This is a genomic window from Curtobacterium sp. VKM Ac-2852 (assembly GCF_013205045.1).
GTDB classification, from domain to species: domain Bacteria; phylum Actinomycetota; class Actinomycetes; order Actinomycetales; family Microbacteriaceae; genus Curtobacterium; species Curtobacterium flaccumfaciens.
In genome coordinates this window covers 742,246-758,402 of the sequence record NZ_JABMLI010000001.1, presented here as the reverse complement: position 1 = coordinate 758,402, position 16,157 = coordinate 742,246, and the positions used below count along the sequence as shown (strand labels likewise).

At 71.7% G+C, this 16,157-nt stretch carries 12 protein-coding genes; 10 read left to right on the top strand and 2 right to left on the bottom strand.

The window, feature by feature from the left end; translation table 11 throughout:
- Nucleotides 1-9: 9 nt before the first annotated feature.
- Genes HQQ79_RS03735 through HQQ79_RS03720 form a run of 4 tightly spaced genes read left to right on the top strand, consistent with a single transcriptional unit; the run spans nucleotide 10 to nucleotide 4,218 of the window.
- Nucleotides 10-1,197 (top strand): ABC transporter ATP-binding protein, encoded by a 1,188-nt coding sequence (locus HQQ79_RS03735; protein WP_173032544.1) that lies wholly within the window; start codon nucleotides 10-12, stop codon nucleotides 1,195-1,197.
- Complete coding sequence (locus HQQ79_RS03730) at nucleotides 1,194-2,414, top strand: spermidine/putrescine ABC transporter substrate-binding protein (RefSeq protein ID WP_216852163.1); 1,221 nt, start codon at nucleotides 1,194-1,196, stop codon at nucleotides 2,412-2,414. The genes HQQ79_RS03735 and HQQ79_RS03730 overlap by 4 nt, the downstream gene beginning before the upstream one ends.
- Nucleotides 2,411-3,343, top strand: a complete 933-nt coding sequence (locus HQQ79_RS03725; protein ID WP_173032543.1) for an ABC transporter permease — start codon at nucleotides 2,411-2,413, stop codon at nucleotides 3,341-3,343. Before HQQ79_RS03730 ends, HQQ79_RS03725 begins: the two co-directional genes overlap by 4 nt.
- Nucleotides 3,340-4,218 carry an ABC transporter permease gene (locus HQQ79_RS03720; protein WP_027466954.1) on the top strand — a complete coding sequence of 293 codons (879 nt, stop codon included), beginning with the start codon at nucleotides 3,340-3,342 and terminating at the stop codon, nucleotides 4,216-4,218. The genes HQQ79_RS03725 and HQQ79_RS03720 overlap by 4 nt, the downstream gene beginning before the upstream one ends.
- Nucleotides 4,219-4,651: 433 nt before the next feature.
- Here HQQ79_RS03720 and HQQ79_RS03715 read toward each other — a convergent pair whose 3' ends face one another.
- Nucleotides 4,652-5,941, bottom strand: coding sequence for a hypothetical protein (locus HQQ79_RS03715; RefSeq protein ID WP_173032542.1), 1,290 nt, complete (start codon nucleotides 5,939-5,941; stop codon nucleotides 4,652-4,654).
- Nucleotides 5,938-6,654: an ABC transporter ATP-binding protein gene (locus tag HQQ79_RS03710; protein WP_173032541.1), complete on the bottom strand. Its 717-nt coding sequence runs from the start codon at nucleotides 6,652-6,654 to the stop codon at nucleotides 5,938-5,940. Before HQQ79_RS03710 ends, HQQ79_RS03715 begins: the two co-directional genes overlap by 4 nt.
- 86 nt (nucleotides 6,655-6,740) lie before the next feature.
- Here HQQ79_RS03710 and HQQ79_RS03705 point away from each other — a divergent pair, with 86 nt between their 5' ends.
- From HQQ79_RS03705 to HQQ79_RS03680, 6 genes are all read left to right on the top strand, one after another.
- Nucleotides 6,741-9,347 (top strand): carboxylate--amine ligase/circularly permuted type 2 ATP-grasp protein, encoded by a 2,607-nt coding sequence (locus HQQ79_RS03705; RefSeq protein WP_173032540.1) that lies wholly within the window; start codon nucleotides 6,741-6,743, stop codon nucleotides 9,345-9,347.
- Entirely contained in the window at nucleotides 9,347-11,182 is a 1,836-nt protein-coding gene (locus HQQ79_RS03700; RefSeq protein WP_173032539.1) for an N-acetylglutaminylglutamine amidotransferase, read from the top strand. Before HQQ79_RS03705 ends, HQQ79_RS03700 begins: the two co-directional genes overlap by 1 nt.
- Nucleotides 11,179-13,125: a prolyl oligopeptidase family serine peptidase gene (locus tag HQQ79_RS03695; RefSeq protein WP_173032538.1), complete on the top strand. Its 1,947-nt coding sequence runs from the start codon at nucleotides 11,179-11,181 to the stop codon at nucleotides 13,123-13,125. Before HQQ79_RS03700 ends, HQQ79_RS03695 begins: the two co-directional genes overlap by 4 nt.
- A gap of 194 nt (nucleotides 13,126-13,319) precedes the next feature.
- Entirely contained in the window at nucleotides 13,320-14,279 is a 960-nt protein-coding gene (locus tag HQQ79_RS03690; protein ID WP_173032537.1) for a GNAT family N-acetyltransferase, read from the top strand.
- Nucleotides 14,280-14,355: 76 nt separating this feature from the next.
- Complete coding sequence (locus tag HQQ79_RS19095) at nucleotides 14,356-15,348, top strand: matrixin family metalloprotease (protein ID WP_173032536.1); 993 nt, start codon at nucleotides 14,356-14,358, stop codon at nucleotides 15,346-15,348.
- A gap of 35 nt (nucleotides 15,349-15,383) precedes the next feature.
- Nucleotides 15,384-16,100 carry a GntR family transcriptional regulator gene (locus tag HQQ79_RS03680; protein ID WP_017887786.1) on the top strand — a complete coding sequence of 239 codons (717 nt, stop codon included), beginning with the start codon at nucleotides 15,384-15,386 and terminating at the stop codon, nucleotides 16,098-16,100.
- Nucleotides 16,101-16,157: the final 57 nt, after the last annotated feature.

Here is a 16,157-nt window from a genome sequence, read left to right as displayed (position 1 = left end):
GGAGGCACCATGGCAATGACCGGAACGTTCGCCGAATCGGGAGCCGATCTCCGGCTCGACCAGATCACGAAGTCCTTCCCCGGCCACACCGCGGTGGACAGCCTCGACCTGACGGTGCCCGCCGGCTCGTTCTTCGCGTTGCTCGGACCGTCGGGCTGCGGCAAGACGACGACCCTGCGGCTCGTCGCCGGGCTCGAGGAACCCACGAGCGGCACCATCACCATCGGCGGCCAGGACGTCACCGACACGAAGCCGTACCAGCGGCCCGTCAACACGGTGTTCCAGAACTACGCGCTGTTCCCCCACATGAGCGTGCTCGACAACGTCGCGTTCGGGCTGAAGCGCCGCCGGATCCCGGACCCGATGACGAAGGCCACGGAAGCGCTGCGGCTCGTCGAGCTCGAGGGGTCGGCGTCGAAGCGGCCCGCCCAGCTCTCCGGCGGCATGCAGCAGCGCGTCGCCCTGGCCCGCGCGATCGTGAACCGGCCGGCCCTGCTGCTGCTCGACGAGCCCCTCGGCGCCCTCGACCTGAAGCTCCGCCACCAGATGCAGCTCGAGCTGAAGACGATCCAGGCCGAGGTCGGGCTCACGTTCCTGCACGTCACCCACGACCAGGAAGAGGCGATGACGATGGCCGACACGGTCGCCGTCATGAACGGCGGCCGGATCGAGCAGATGGGCAGCCCGCAGGACCTGTACGAGCTGCCTCGGACCGCGTTCGTCGCGAACTTCCTCGGCCAGTCGAACCTGCTCGAGGGCGAGGTCCGCGGCAACGACGCCGGCCTGCTCGTCGTCGCCACCGCGGCCGGCTCCATCGCGGTGCCGGCCGACCGAGCCGTCGCCACGACCGGTCGCGTCGTCGTCGGCGTCCGGCCCGAGAAGCTCAAGATCCGCACCGCCGAACCGACCCCCGAGGCCGGACGGAACATCCTCGGCCCCGGTCGGGTCGTGGACGTCTCGTTCTCCGGCGTCAGCACCCAGTACCTGGTCGACGTGCCGGGCGCCGGGCGCGTCTCGGTGTTCGCGCAGAACTCGAAGGGCGGGCCGCGGATCGCGACCGGCACCGAGGTCTGGCTCACGTGGGGCGTCGACCACGGGTTCGGCCTGGAGGCGCACCCCGCGTCCGGCGCGACCGTCACCACCCAGGACGACCCGGGCCTCCAGGCCGTCCCCGCCACGGCAGGATCGCTCGCGTGACCGGCGCGTTGCCCGGTCCGGACCTGCTGCGCGGGCTGACGTCGGCCCGCGTCAGCCGACGCGGCCTGCTGGCCGGCGGCGGGGCCGCCGCGCTGGCCGCCCTGCTCACCGGCTGCAGCATCAAGGGCTCCGCCGCCGCCGGCGCCGAGGACACCGTCGACTGGGCGGCGTTCTGGAAGGACGCGAAGGCGACCGGCACCCTCAACTTCGCGAACTGGCCGCTGTACATCGACTCCGACCACGGCAAGTCCGAGTCCCTGGCGCTGTTCAAGCAGGAGACCGGCATCGCGGTCGACTACCAGGCGGTGATCCAGGACAACGCGACCTTCTACGCGACCGTCTCCCCGATCCTGCGGGCGCACGGTGCGACCGGCTACGACCTCGTCGTCATGACGAACGGGTTCGAGCTGACCCAGATGATCAAGAACGGGTTCGTGTGCGAACTCGACCACTCGCGGCTGCCGAACTTCGCCGCGAACGCCTCGGACTCCGTCAAGGACCCCATCTACGACCCGGGCAACAAGCACTCCGTCGTCTGGCAGACCGGGTTCACCGGGCTCGCCTACAACCCGAAGTACACCGGGCGGAAGATCACCTCGCTCAAGGACCTGCAGGACCCGGCCTTCACGGGCCGCATCGGGCTGATGAGCGACAACACCGAACTCGGGTCGCTCGGACTGCTCGCGCTCGGCATCGACCCGGAGACCTCGACGCCCGCCGACTGGCGGAAGGCCCAGGCCTGGCTGCGCGAACTGCGGCCGAGCGTCACGGGCTTCTACGACCAGAGCTACATCAACCGGTTGGAGAACGGCGACACCTGGATCACCCAGGCGTGGTCGGGCGACGTGTTCCAGGCGCAGCAGTCCGGGTTCCCCGACCTGGAGTTCGTCACGCCGGAAGAAGGGCAGATGACCTGGCACGACAACATGCTCATCCCACGGCAGGCCGCGAACCCGGTGTCGGCGCTCGAGTGGATGAACTTCTACTACACGCCGAAGGTCGCCGGGATCGTCGAGGACTGGGTCAACTACGTCTGCCCGGTGCCCGCGGCCGAGGACTACGTGCGGGACGAACTCGACGACGCCACCGTGGCGGACAGCCCGCTCGTGTTCCCTTCTGAGGACGTGCTGGAGCAGTCGCACGAGTTCCGGGTGTTCCAGAACTACGACGAGTACTCGGAGTGGAACGGCATCTTCAACGCGGTGGTGCAGTCGTGAGCGCGGTCGGAGTGGCGCCGGAGCTCGCTCCCGGTGGTTCCGACGGCCCGGCGCCGGTGCGGCGGGGACGCCGTCGGAGCACACCGTTCTTCCTGGCGCTCGTCGGCACCGCGTACCTCTGCGTGTTCTTCGTCATCCCGCTGGTGTCCGGGCTGATCGTCTCGCTCATGACCGGCAACCCGGACGACGGCTACACGTTCACCTGGAACTTCGGGATCTACGGCTCGCTGTTCGTCGACCCGCAGGTGCCCTACCTGACGTTCCTGCTCCGGTCGCTCTGGTACGGCGCCGCCGCCACGATCGCCTGCATCGTCGTCGGGTACCCGGTGGCGTACTTCATCGCGTTCCGGGTGTCCCCGCGGTGGAAGAACCCGCTGCTCATGCTTGTGTTCATCAGCTTCCTGGTGTCGTTCATCATCCGGACCGACATGTGGGCGTTCGTGCTCGCGTCGCAGGGCCCGGTCGTCACGACGCTGCAGGCGCTCGGGCTGGCCGGCAAGGACTTCCACATCCTCGGCACCGGCGGCGCGGTCATCTTCGGCGACGCCTACAACGACCTGGCCTTCATGGTGCTGCCGATCTACGCCGCCCTCGAGCGCATCGACCCACGACTCGGCGAGGCCGCCAACGACCTGTACGCCGGCAAGTTCCGGGCGTTCTGGCACACCACGCTGCCGCTGTCCCGCTCGGGCATCTTCGCCGGGGTGCTGCTCGTCTTCATCGACAGCGTCGGCGACCCGGTGAACTCGGCCCTGCTCGGCGGCACGAACACGTACACGATCGGTCAGGCGATCCAGGACGCCTACTCCGGCAACCAGCAGTACAACGTCGCCGCAGCCCTGTCGACCGTGCTCATGGTCGTGCTCGGCATCATCCTGTTCATCTACGCCCGCGTCTCCGGAACCGACGACCTCGAGGACCTCGTATGACCGCCGTCGCACCGTCCCGATCCGCCGCCGCTCCGGCCTCGCCCGTGACCGGTTCCGTCGCCGGCCGTCCGCGTCGTCACGGGGTGAACCGTCGTGGGCCCTGGCTCGCCATCGTGTACTGGGTGACGATCGCGATCACCCTGGTGCCGATCGTCTACATGATCGTGTACTCGTTCAACGACGCCCCCACCAACCGGCTGTCGTTCGCCTGGAACGGTTTCACGACCTACTGGTACGCGAACCTGGTGAACGTGTCCGGGCTCGGGGCGGCGTTCGTCACCTCGGTGCTCGTCGCGTTCCTCGCCGCCATCATCTCCGTCGCGATCGGGCTGCCCCTCGCGCTGGCGCTGGAGCGGTACCGGTTCCCGGGTCGCGGTGTCGTGAACACCGTCGTGTTCGCCGACATCGCTGCGCCGTCGATCGTCGTCGGTTCCGCGTCGCTCTCGTTCTTCCTGTCGGTGGGGCTCGGCACCGGGTTCCTGACCGTGCTCATCACCCACGTGGCGTTCGACGTCGCGTACGTGGTCGTGGTGCTGCGGGCTCGGATCGCGGGGACCTCGCGGGCGCTCGAGGAGGCCGCGGGTGACCTCGGGGCGACGCCGTTCCAGGCCTTCCGGCTCGTCACCCTGCCGCTGCTGGCACCGGGCATGCTCGCCGCCGGGCTGCTGGCGCTGGCGATGTCGATCGACGACTACGTGATCACCTCGTTCGTCGCCGGGCCCGCGGTGACCTTCCCGCTGTTCGTCTACGGCGCCGCGAAGGCCGGGATGCCGCCGCAGGTGCTGTGCTTCGGGACGCTGGTGTTCGCGGTGGGGCTGCTCGTCGCGCTGCTGAACGGGGCGCTCAACCGGCGGCTGGCCCGGACCCGCGGCTGAGCCATCGTCCCTGAACGTGCCGCACCGATCGCGATCGGTGCGGCACGTCCTTGTCTCAGTCCTTCCGGGCCAGGTCGACCAGGAGCCTGGTGAGGTTCACGAGCAAGCCCGCGACCCCCAGCCAGAACACCCGACGCCTGGGCTTGGGATCGGTGTCGTTCGACATCGAGACCACCTCCGGTGTCAGCGCCGGCGGACACGAGGAGCGGTGGACCGGGACGGGCGTGCAATCGAGCCGGAGCGCGATTACACTGGACCCGAGCGTTACGACTCGGGAACGGCTGTTGCCCGTCCCGGCTTTCCACTCGGAGAGCAACTCGAAGCCCATCACCGTCCTACCGGTGGTGGGCTTCATCGTTGCCCTGGGGTCGCTTCCCGGCGGAGACGCGACCCGTTCGGCAAGCCTATGTGGTATTTCAGACCTCCGTCGTGATCAGGGGGCGGTGTCGGCGAGCTGCGGGCCGAGTGCCCGGCGTCGGGCCTGCAGCACGGGGTTGACGGTCGCGACGAGCATGATCAGCAGGCCGATCGCGATCACGAACGGCACCGGTCGGAGCGGGTCGGTCCAGCTCGTCAGGGCGGTGGGGATGCTCGCGAGTGCGAACGGCAGCGCGATGAGCACCGAGGTCACGACGAGCGCGACGGCCTCGAGGACGGCTCCGACGAGTGCGGTCCGGAACGTCCCGCCGGCGACGACGAGCAGGGCGACATCGCGCCGCCGACCCGACGTGGTCATCACGACGGTCGCGGCGCCGGTGAACAGGACGATCAGGACCGGCCCGCCGAAGATCGCCAGGCCGCCCAGGTAGTACGCCGGGGAGTCCCAGACGCCGGCCAGACCGGTGAGCGCGGCGAGCATCACGGCCACGGCGAGCAGTGCGATCGCCGCGTGGCTCCGTGCAGCGTGGAAGCGCAGTGACTCGCGGGCGAGGAACCAGGGGGCCGTCGCCGCGGGCACTGCTGTGGTCCACGCCGAGACCAGCCAACCACACAGCCACGGTGCCGATGTGACGACCAGGCCCATCGCCGGGACGAGGAAGAGCATCGACATCCCGCGTTCGCCGAGCAGCGTCGCGGCGTACATCGCCAGGGAGATGCCGCCGAGGGCGTACGCGGTGACGAGTCGAGCGCGACCGGGGCGCGTCGGCTCGAGCTCGGGCTCCCGGACGGCGAGGAGTGCGGGGGTCCTCGAGGCCGCGCGTGCCGCCCCGATGGCGCTCAGCAGGACCACGAGGACGAACACCACGAGCGCGACCATGGTCTCGACGCCCCCGAGTCGCGGCTGGAGCACCGCTGCACCCGGGTTCCGCAGCGGTGCCGACAGGAACGCCATCAGGGCGCCGAGCACGAGCGGCACGACTGCGAGGGCCGTGGCGAACGCGGCGAGGGCCAGTGTCGCGGCCTGGGCGAGCACCACGCGCTCGATGAGTCCGGGACCGATCCCCACCAGCTGCCAGCGTGCGTGGTCCTGACGCTGCGTCCGGATCGAGAAGCCGACGAGCACGTTCAGGGCACCGATCACCACGATCGCGTTCATCCCCCCGAACACCAGCGCGTGGTTCCGGAGTCCGGCTGCGTCGACGGGGTCGGTGACGGCGGCAGCGGTCGAGACGTCCCCGGCGCAGACCAGGGCGACGAGGGCTGCGAGCACCATCACGACGAAGGCCGCGGTCCACAGACGCCACGACCGCGCCACCTCCGAGAGGACGAGTCGGGCGATCACCGGGACACCGCCTGCAGCACGTCGGCCGCGGTCGGTGCGACGAGTTCGCGGTGCAGGCGTCCGTCACGCAGGACGAGCACCCGGTCGCCACGGGCCGCCGCCTCGAGGTCGTGCGTGACCATCACCACGGAGCGGGATCCAGTGGCAGCGCCCTGCAGCAAGGCGAGCACCCTCGCGCCGGACTCGGAGTCGAGGGCACCGGTCGGCTCGTCGGCGAAGACCACGTCGGGGGCCGTGACGATCGTGCGCGCGATCGCCACCCGCTGCTGCTGCCCGCCGGAGAGCTGCCCCGGTCGCTGCCGGGCCACGTCGGACAGGCCGACGGCGGCGAGGGCGTCGTGGACGGCCGACCGATCGAGTGAGCCGGACGCCAGGCGCAGCGGCAGGGCGACGTTGTCGAACGCCGTCAGTGCCGGGATGAGGTTGCACGACTGGAACACGAAACCGAGGTGGTCGCGGCGGAACCGTGCGAGGGTGTCCCCGCGGAGCGTCGCCAGGTCGGTGCCGTCGATGTGGACCGAGCCGGAGCTGGGGGAGTCGAGCCCGGACAGGCACTGCAGCAGGGTGGACTTGCCCGACCCGCTGGGTCCGACGATGGTCACGAACTCCCCACGGGGGACGGACACCGTGATGTCGTCGAGGACCGTGGCTGCCCGCCCGCCGGGGCCGCGGAAGGAGCGGGTCAACCCGACGGCGGAGATGAGAGAGGTCATCCGACCAGTATATTACATATGTTACGAGCGTGAGTCGAGCGGAGCGGCGGCGGACACGCCACACGGCACACGCGTAGGTTCCAGCCATGAGTGCAGAGCTGACGCTCGGCGCCGAGGAAGAGCTGCACCTCATCGACCTCGAGTCCGGCCGACTTTCCGCGAAGGCCCCGCGCCTTCTGCCCAAACTGCCCACCGACCGCTTCGGCGCCGAGCTGCAGCGCACGACGATCGAGACGAACACCCCGGTGGTGCGGACCCTCGACGACCTGCGGCGGGTGATCGTCGACCTGCGCAGTGAGCTCAGCGCCGCGATCGCCCCGGCCGGCGTCACCATCGCGGCCGTCGGCACCGCGCCGAGGTCGGAGTACGCCGACTTCGAGCTGAGCTCCGGCGGTCGGTACGGCCGGATGCAGGAGCAGTACCGGATGCTCGTCGACGAACAGCTCATCTGCGGCCTGCAGGTGCACGTCGGGGTGAGCGACCGCGACCTGGCGGTGCTGATCGCCCAGCGGGTGGCGCCGGTGCTCCCGGTGCTGCTCGCCCTGAGTGCGTCGAGTCCGTTCTGGAACGGGCAGGACACCGGGTACGCCTCGTTCCGGAGCATCATCTGGCAGCGGTGGCCGTCGGCCGGCAGCTTCGGTCCGGTCGAGGACGCCGCCGAGTACGACCGGGTGCTCGACGACCTGATCGCCTCGGGCGTGATCGCCGACAAGAAGATGGCCTACTTCGACGTGCGGCCGTCGTCGCACGCACCGACGCTCGAACTCCGGGTCTGCGACGCGACCCCGGTGGTGGACGACGCCGTGCTCATCGCCGGACTCTTCCGCGCCGCCGTGCGCAAGGCCGAGAAGTCGGTCGTGTCCGGCGCCGAGTGGCACCCGCGCAGCGAACCCCTGCACCGTGCGGCGATGTGGCAGGCGGCCCGCTCCGGGTTGAGCGGCGAGCTGGTCGGCCTCGGGCAGCACCCCGAACGCCTGCCAGCCGAGGTCGCGGTGCGCCAGCTCGTGTCCCGCCTGCGCCCGGAGCTCGAGGAGCTCGGCGACTGGGGGACGGTGACGGAGCTGCTCGACGCGACCCTGGCCCGTGGCAACTCCACCGACCGGCAGCGCACCGCGTACGCCGAGCGTGGGGAGATCGACGACGTCGTCGCCCTGGTGGTGGAGGACACCGCGGGGCTCCCGTCCGGACGCGACGAGGACCCGGTGGTCCCGATCGCCGGGTACCGCGTCCGCGCCGGCGACGAGGCGGTCGGCCCCGGGGCACGCCCTCGTCCGGCGTTCCGTGACCTGGCGGCGTTCTTCGACGGCTGGGACGCCGAGACCGCGATCGAGCGCTGCACTGCCCGCGACGTCTGGACCCGCGAGCACCACGTCGGCTTCGTGGTGGACGGCGGGGCGCAGGAGTTCGGCTGCGACCTGGTGCCCCGGACGATCAGCGCGTACGAGTGGTCGCAGCTCGAGCGCGGCCTGGGGCAGCGGGCCCGCGCGATCGAGCTGTTCCTGCGTGACGCGTACGGCGACCGGCGGATCGTGGCCGACGGCGTGCTGGACGCGGAGCACTTCGTCGGCGCGAAGGGCTGGGACCCGGACGCCACCCGGCTGCCGGCGACCGCCGTCCGTGCGCCGGTGCTCGGGTTCGACCTGGTCCGCAACGAGTTCGGCGGCTGGCGGGTGCTCGAGGACAACGTCCGCTCGCCCTCGGGCGTCGCGTACGGGATCGCCCTGCGCGAGCTGATGGACGACGTCGTGCCGGACGCCCCGCGGCCGGCGCACCTGCGCGACCCGCACGGCGTGACCGACCGGCTCCGCCGGACCCTCTGCGCGAACACCACCGCGGTGACGGGCGCGACCGACCCCGTGATCGCGCTGGTCAGCGACGGCCCCGCCGCCGGCGCGTGGTTCGAGCACCGCAGGCTGGCCGACGGGGCCGGGTTGCGCCTCCTGTCCGGGTCGGACCTGGACGTCCGTGACGGACGCGTGGTCGACGCGACGACGGGTGACGTGCTCGACGGGCTGTACCTGCGGATCGACCGCGACGTCAGCGCGCTGACCGCGGAGCACGCTCCCGACCTGGGTGCGCGGATCCTCGACACGGCGGAGGCAGGACGCGTCTACCTGGCGAACGCGCCGGGCAACGCGCTTGTCGACGACAAGGCGATGTACGTCACCGTGCCGGACCTGATCTGGTACTACCTGGACGAGAAACCCCTGCTGGCATCGGTGCCGACGTACCGCACGAGCATCGAGGTCGAACGGCTGTCGGTCCTGGACCGCGTCGGGGAACTCGTGACGAAGCCGGTCGACGGCGAGGGCGGCCGCGGGGTCCTGATCGGACCGAGCGCGAGCGCGCCCGAGGTGGCCGAGCGACGGCGGGAGATCGCCGCGGACCCAGCCGGGTGGGTGGGGCAGGAGGTGGTGCAGCTGTCCTCGCACCCGACGATCGGACCCGCCGGTCTCGACCCGCGGCACGTGGACCTGCGGGCCTTCGTCTACGCGACGGGGACCGGACCGGACGACGTGCACCTGGCCGACGTCGCCCTGACGCGCGTGGCGCCCGAGGGCAGCATGGTCGTCAACTCGTCGCAGGGCGGCGGCGCGAAGGACACGTGGATCGTGGGGAACGCCCCGGCGGACACCGAACCCTCCCCGGCGGACACCGAACCCGCCCCGGCGGACACCGAGGGAGAGCGCTGATGTGTGGACTCGCGGGCGAGATCCGGTTCGACGGCCGAGCGCCGGACGTCGGGGCGGTCGCCCGGATGACCGGCTGCATGACGCACCGCGGCCCGGACGGCGACGGTCTGTGGGCTCGCGGCCCGGTCGCGCTCGGGCACCGACGGCTGTCCATCGTCGACCTGTCCACCGCGGGCGCGCAGCCGATGGTGCTGGCCGAGGCCGGGCTGACGATCGCCTACAACGGGATGGTCTACAACTACCGGCAGCTCCGTGACGAGCTGCACGGCAAGGGGCACCGGTTCGCGTCGACGTCGGACACCGAGGTCATCGCCCTGGCGTACGCCGAGTGGGGCACCGCGTTCGTCGACCACCTGATCGGGATGTTCGCCATCGCCATCTGGGAGCACGGCAGCGGCCGACTCGTGCTGGCGCGGGACCGGCTCGGCATCAAGCCGCTCTACGTCGCGCCCGTCCCGGGCGGCCTCCGGTTCGCGAGCTCCCTGCCGGCGATCCTGGCGGGCGACGCCGGCAGCAGCCGCACGAGCGGCAGCGGTGGCACGGGCACCGGCACCAAGGAAGTCGACACGTCCATCGACCCCGTCGCCTTCGCCTCGTACATGAGCTTCCACTCGATCGTCCCCGCGCCCCGCACGATCCTGGCCGGCGTCGGCAAGCTCCCGCCGGCGACCGTCCGGGTGATCGAGCCCGACGGCACCGCGCACGACACCGTCTACTGGGAGCCGCGTTTCGAGCGTGACCCCGCCCGGGCCGACTGGTCCGAGCGGGACTGGGAGCAGGCGTTCATCGGCTCGCTCCGCACCGCCGTCGAGCGCCGGATGGTCGCCGACGTCCCCGTCGGGGTGCTGCTCTCCGGCGGGATCGACTCCTCGCTCGTGGTCGGGCTGCTCGCCGAGGCCGGGCAGCAGGACCTCGCCACGTTCAGCATCGGGTTCGAGGCGGCGGGCGGTGAGTCCGGTGACGAGTTCGAGTACTCCGACCAGGTCGCTGCGCACTTCGGCACCGATCACCACCGCATCCACATCCCCTCGTCGCGCCTGCTCGACGGCATCGACGGTGCGGTCGCCGCCATGAGCGAGCCGATGGTCAGCCACGACTGCGTCGCCTTCTACCTGCTGTCGCAGGAGGTCTCGCAGCACGTCAAGGTGGTGCAGTCCGGCCAGGGCGCCGACGAGGTGCTCGCCGGGTACGACTGGTACCCGCCGCTCGCCGACGTCCCGCGCGACCAGGCCGCCGAGGCGTACCGCTCCGTGTTCATGGACCGCCGCTGGTCCGCGCTGCAGGGCCTGCTCGGGGAGCGGTGGAAGAGCGACGACGACACCCCGTCGGCCTTCGTGGACCGCCAGTTCGCACGGCCGGGCGCGGAGACGAGCGTGGATGCCGCGCTCCGCAGCGACACCACGATCATGCTCGTCGACGACCCGGTGAAGCGCGTCGACAACATGACGATGGCGTGGGGGCTCGAGGCCCGCGTGCCGTTCCTGGACCACGAGTTCGTCGAGCTCGCCGCCGCGATCCCGCCGTCGATGAAGCTCACCGACGGCGGCAAGGGCGTGATGAAGCGCGCCTCGCGCGGGATCGTGCCCGACGCCGTCATCGACCGCAGCAAGGGCTCGTTCCCGGTCCCCGCCATCCGGCAGCTCGAGGGCCCGTACCTGGAGCGCGTCCGCGACGCGCTGCACGCACCCGAGGCGCGGGAGCGCGGGCTCTTCGACCCCGCCACCGTCGAGCGGATGCTGCAGGACCCGAACAGCACCAGGACCGCGATCGGCGCGAACGCGCTCTGGCAGCTCGGCCTGATCGAGATGTGGCTGCAGCAGCAGGGGGTGCGGTGACCGTGGGTTCCGTCCGGACCGGAGGCGCGCAGGGCGTCGCGTCGTCGGCCACCGTCGAGCCGTCGGTCACCACCAGGGCCGCGGCCGACCTGGGTGCGCGCCTCACCGGCGCCTGGGGGTCGTGGGGACCGACCATGACCCGGAACGCCCGGCGGGTGGCGTTCGTGAGCGACCGGCACGGCACCCCCGAGGTCTTCGTGCAGGACGTCGTCGTCGACGGCGAGCTGCCGGAACCGGTGCGGATCGCGCTGTCCGACGACCCGGTGATCCGGGTGTCGTGGTCGTCCGACGGGGAGTGGCTCGCCGTCGCCATCGCGACCGACGGGGGCGTGAAGCAGCAGGTCTGGGTGGTGCGGCCGGACGGCTCCGACGCCGCGCAGATCGCCGGCTCGCGGTACCAGCATGCCGAACTCGGACCGTGGAGCCGCAGCGGCCACCGGGTCGTCATCACCCTGCCCTCGACCGAGCCCGAGCAGCCGGCCCGTGCGTACCTGGTCGACCCGGTCACCGGTGATCGCGACGACCTGGCCGTGGGGGAGCTCATCCACATCCTCGACCTGTCGGTGGAGGAACGGCTCGTCGTGCTGAGCGACGGCCAGCGCGGCCAGGAGTTCGTCGTGGTCGTCGACCGGCTGACCGACGAGAGCCACGCCCTGTTCGCCGACGACCCCGACGGGTCCGCCGAGATCGCGTTCCTGCGGCCCTCGCCCGCGAGCGAGACCAGTCCGCTCGTCGCCTACGTCGCCACCGAGGCCGGACTGCCCCGCCGCGGACTCGTCGCGCAGCCGGTCGGGCCGCACGGCTGGCGCGGCACACCGCGGCGGATCGTCGAGCGCGACGACGCCGAGCTCGAGTACCTGGACGCCGACGACGCCGGCCGCACCCTGCTGCTCGTCTGGAACGTCGACGGTCGCAGTGAACTCGACCTCATCAACACCCACGACGCCTCGCGCACCCCCGTGCCGGACCTGCCCGGGTACGTCGTCACCGATCCCGTGCTCAGCCGTGACGGCCGGAGCGTGCTGCTCGCCGTCGAGGGACCGACCCGGCCGCGCGAACTGTGGCGACTCGACACGAACGCGCTGACCTGGAGCCGGGTCACCGACGTACCGGTGCTGCCGGACGTGCAGCTGGTCGAGCCGACGCTCGAGCGGTTCGCCGCCCGCGACGGACTGGAGCTGACCGGGTGGCTGTACCGGGCCGTGGAGCCGACCGCGTCGGCGGCGCATGCCGACCCTGGTGCTGGTGCCGTGCCTCCCGGCCGCGCAGCGCTCGTCCACCTGCACGGCGGACCGGAGTCGCAGGAACGACCCACGTTCTCGCCGCAGCACCAGGCGCTCGCCGCCGCCGGGGTGACCGTGTTCGCACCGAACATCCGCGGGTCCTCCGGGTACGGCCACGAGTTCGTGCACGCCGACGACCTGGCGCTGCGGTGGAACGCGCTCGCCGACGTCGTCGACTGCGCTCGGTTCCTGGTGACCAACGGGTACGCCGAGCGTTCCCGGGTCGCCGTCGAGGGACGCTCGTACGGCGGGTACGCGACGCTCGCGTCGTTGGCCTTCACGCCCGACGTGTTCGCGGCCGGGGTCGCGGTGTGCGGGATGAGCGACTTCGCGACCTTCTACCGGGACACCGAACCGTGGATCGCGGCCGCTGCCGCCACGAAGTACGGCCACCCCGTCGAGGACGAGGCCCTGCTCGCGGCACTGTCGCCGATGCGCGCGATCGACGACGTCACGGCGCCGCTGCTCGTCGTGCACGGTGAGCTCGACACGAACGTGCCGATCGGTGAGGCGCACCAGGTCGTCGCGGCGCTGCGGGAGCGGTCGCACGACGTGGAGTACCTGGAGCTCGAGGGTGAGGGGCACGAGTACCGGCGGGCGTCGTCGCAGGCGCTGCTCGTGCGGCGGATGGTGGAGTTCGTGGCGGCGCGGCTGGGGTGAGGCCTGGCGGGGCGGGGCGCTCGGTCTGGTGCTCGTGGTGCGAGGTTCCGTACTCCGTGCGGCGCACGTGCCCTCGCACCGAGTACGGAACCTCGCACGGGCCGTGGGCCCCCTCGCACCGTGCGAGCCGCGGCTCGGCGTCACCGGGTGCAACGATGCGTCGGCGGCGCTCGCCGCGGGCGGAGAATGGTGGCATGACGACGACTGCGCCGACCTCGACCGCGCTGCCCCGACCGGGAGAGGTCCTCGTGGCCTCGGCAGCGGAGGTCGAGCAGGTCGTCCACCGTGCCACCAACCAGTACGCCTCCGGCGTCGTCGCGGACACCGCCGGGTGGGCGGACGGTGATCGTCGGCGGATCGAGGACCTCGGGTTCCGTGGTGGTGATGCCCGCGGCGAGGCGCTCCGGACCCTCGACCTGACGATCGCCGACGACGGCACCCCGACGCGCATGCTCGACGCACCCGCGATGGCCGCGCTGAACAGCCACCACGCGCGGTTCGCCGAGCGGCGCGGCGACGTGGTCCGCTACCAGACCGACGTGTCGGTGTGGACGGGGATCCCCGAGCGACCCACCGCGCAGGACTGGGAGGACGTCCGGGCGCTGCTCGGGTCGGGCGGGATGCTCGGCGTCGGTGCGGCTGCCGTCCTGCCCGAGGGGTGGGAGCTCGTCGAGGGTGCCGGCGGCGTGCAGCTGACCGGTGAGGCGATCGAGGGTGCGCCGGACGACGAAGCCGTCGTGCTGACGCCCGACGACGTGCCGGAGATGACCGCCCTGGTGGAGCGGACGAAGCCGGGGCCGTTCCTGCCGCGCACGATCGAGCTCGGCACGTACCTGGGCATCCGGCGGGACGGGCGGCTCGTCGCCATGGCGGGGGAGCGGTTGCACCCGCCGGGGTGGACCGAGATCAGCGCGGTGTGCACGGACGAGGCGTACCGGGGGCAGGGGTTCGGGCGTCGGTTGGTGCTCGCCGTCGCGCACGGGATCCGGGAGCGCGGGGAGATCCCCCTGATGCACGCGGCCGCCGGCAACACCGGGGCGATCGGGCTGTACCAGCACCTGGGGTTCCGCCTGCGGGACCGTGGGGCGCCGCGGTTCGTGCGGGTGCCGGACGGGAGCGATCGGCCGACCGGGAGCGGCAGTTCGGGGGGTTGACTGCCCCGAGTGGCGCTCCGCACACTGTCTTGGTCGCCGGGGGACCTCGGCGCGTCATGACAGGAGAACCATCATCGTGAGGACGTCGTCGTGGACCGCAGGTGCGGTCACCCTCGGTATCGCGCTGGCCGCGGTCGTCGTCTCGACCGGCCCGGGTTCGCCGGCGGTCGCAGCGCCGGCGTGCAAGGGGGACCGTGTCACCCTGGAGCAGCTCGCGAGCGGGTGCGCCGTGGCCACGCCGACGATCGTGCTGCCCGACGGTCGGCAGTTCGTCGTGCCGGAACCGGGCACGACGGTCTCCGCGTTACCGGTGGCCGCGTCGGGCGTCGACGACGGCGGGGACGTGTCGATCACGAACACCGGCCGTGCGGGTGTCGCGGTGCGCGTCGACGACGCGTGGTCCGGGTCGGCGGCCGCCGTCCGGCAGGAACGCCAGGCGCTGCGCGACCGGGTGGCCGCCGCCGTCGTGACGCGCGGAGCGGCCACCACGTCAGCCACGAAGGCGGCCACGAGCTGCACCAACACCTCGTACACCCGGCTCGGGTTCCGCTGGGCGGGCCCGGTGAACTGGAGCTACAACCCGAACAACCAGAAGGTCACCGGTCCGTCGGCGATCGGGGCCGGAGCCGACGCCTGGACCGGTCCGGTCTCGTCGTGCGGTCGGACGATCACGTCGACCGCCGACCAGAAGCACCTCGGGGTGCTCAAGCAGGCGATGGGCGTCACCGCGACCGGAGGCTGCGGAGCCGCGAACGCGTCGAGCGTGGTCGGGTGGGGGTCGCTGCCGAAGGACACCCTCGGCGTGACCTGCGTGTGGTCGCGCTCCGGCACGGCCGTCGAGACGGACCAGCGGTACTCGACGTCGGTCAACTGGTCCGCCGCCGCGACCTGCTCCGGGGCACGGTTCGACCTGCGTGGCGTCGCCACGCACGAGTGGGGTCACGCCTACGGGCTCGGGCACACGGCCGCGAACAGCGGCCTGGTGATGAAGCCGTCGGTGTCGACGTGCGAGACGAGTCAGCGCGGCCTCGGCCTCGGCGACCTGCTGGGGATCGACGCGATCTACTGATCGGGACGCCTTCGTGGATTCTCTAGGATCGACCCATGTCCACGACCATGCCCGGCTTCGGGACGGAGCGCATCACGCAGCTCGGTCTGCGTGACCGCGTCTACGACCGGGTGCTCGAGGTCCTGATGGGCCACGACGTCGAACCGGGCATGCGGCTGTCGATCGACGGCCTCGCTCGCTCGCTCGGGGTCTCGCCGACCCCGGTGCGTGAAGCCCTGGTGCAACTCGAACGCACCGGCCTCGTCACCCGTGAAGCGAACAAGGGGTACCGGGTCTCCCCGCCGCTGGCCGGCGACCAGCTCGAGGCCCTGTTCGACGCCCGGCTCATCGTGGAGAGCGGTGCCGTCGAGCTCGCGGCCCGCGGTGACGTCGACGGCCTGCGCGAGCGACTGGCGGCAGCGCTCGACGAGCAGGCTGCGGTGGCCGCCGAGGTCGCGTCGGTCGGGGCTGCGCACGCCCCGGAGGAGCTGATGGCCCGCTTCTTCCGCAGTGACTGGCAGTTCCACCAGCTGATCTTCGACGCGACGCGGAACCCGTTCCTCGAGGAGATGTCCGAGATCATCACGACGCGCGTGCACCGCATGCGGCAGATCGTCGAGGGTGGCGGGGACGACACGGATCGTGCGGTCCAGGAACACCGGGCCATCCTGGAGGCGCTGGCTGCGGACCCGACGTCGGCCGTCGCCGCGATGCGGCTCCACATCGACGCCGTCCGGTTGCGTTCGCGCGCGGACGCGTCGCACACGAGCTGAGGCAGCGGGGTTGCGTTCCAGCGACGTGCGAGTATCTTTCCTATAGGAAAGAGGTTC

Bases quoted from the DNA above. Each gene is read 5' to 3' on its own strand.
- HQQ79_RS03735 (WP_173032544.1), top strand. From the start codon at position 10: ATGGCAATGACCGGAACGTTCGCCGAATCGGGAGCCGATCTCCGGCTC.
- HQQ79_RS03720 (WP_027466954.1), top strand. From the start codon at position 3,340: ATGACCGCCGTCGCACCGTCCCGATCCGCCGCCGCTCCGGCCTCGCCC.
- HQQ79_RS03710 (WP_173032541.1), bottom strand. From the start codon at position 6,654: ATGACCTCTCTCATCTCCGCCGTCGGGTTGACCCGCTCCTTCCGCGGC.
- HQQ79_RS03705 (WP_173032540.1), top strand. From the start codon at position 6,741: ATGAGTGCAGAGCTGACGCTCGGCGCCGAGGAAGAGCTGCACCTCATC.
- HQQ79_RS03700 (WP_173032539.1), top strand. From the start codon at position 9,347: ATGTGTGGACTCGCGGGCGAGATCCGGTTCGACGGCCGAGCGCCGGAC.
- HQQ79_RS03690 (WP_173032537.1), top strand. From the start codon at position 13,320: ATGACGACGACTGCGCCGACCTCGACCGCGCTGCCCCGACCGGGAGAG.
- HQQ79_RS03680 (WP_017887786.1), top strand. From the start codon at position 15,384: ATGTCCACGACCATGCCCGGCTTCGGGACGGAGCGCATCACGCAGCTC.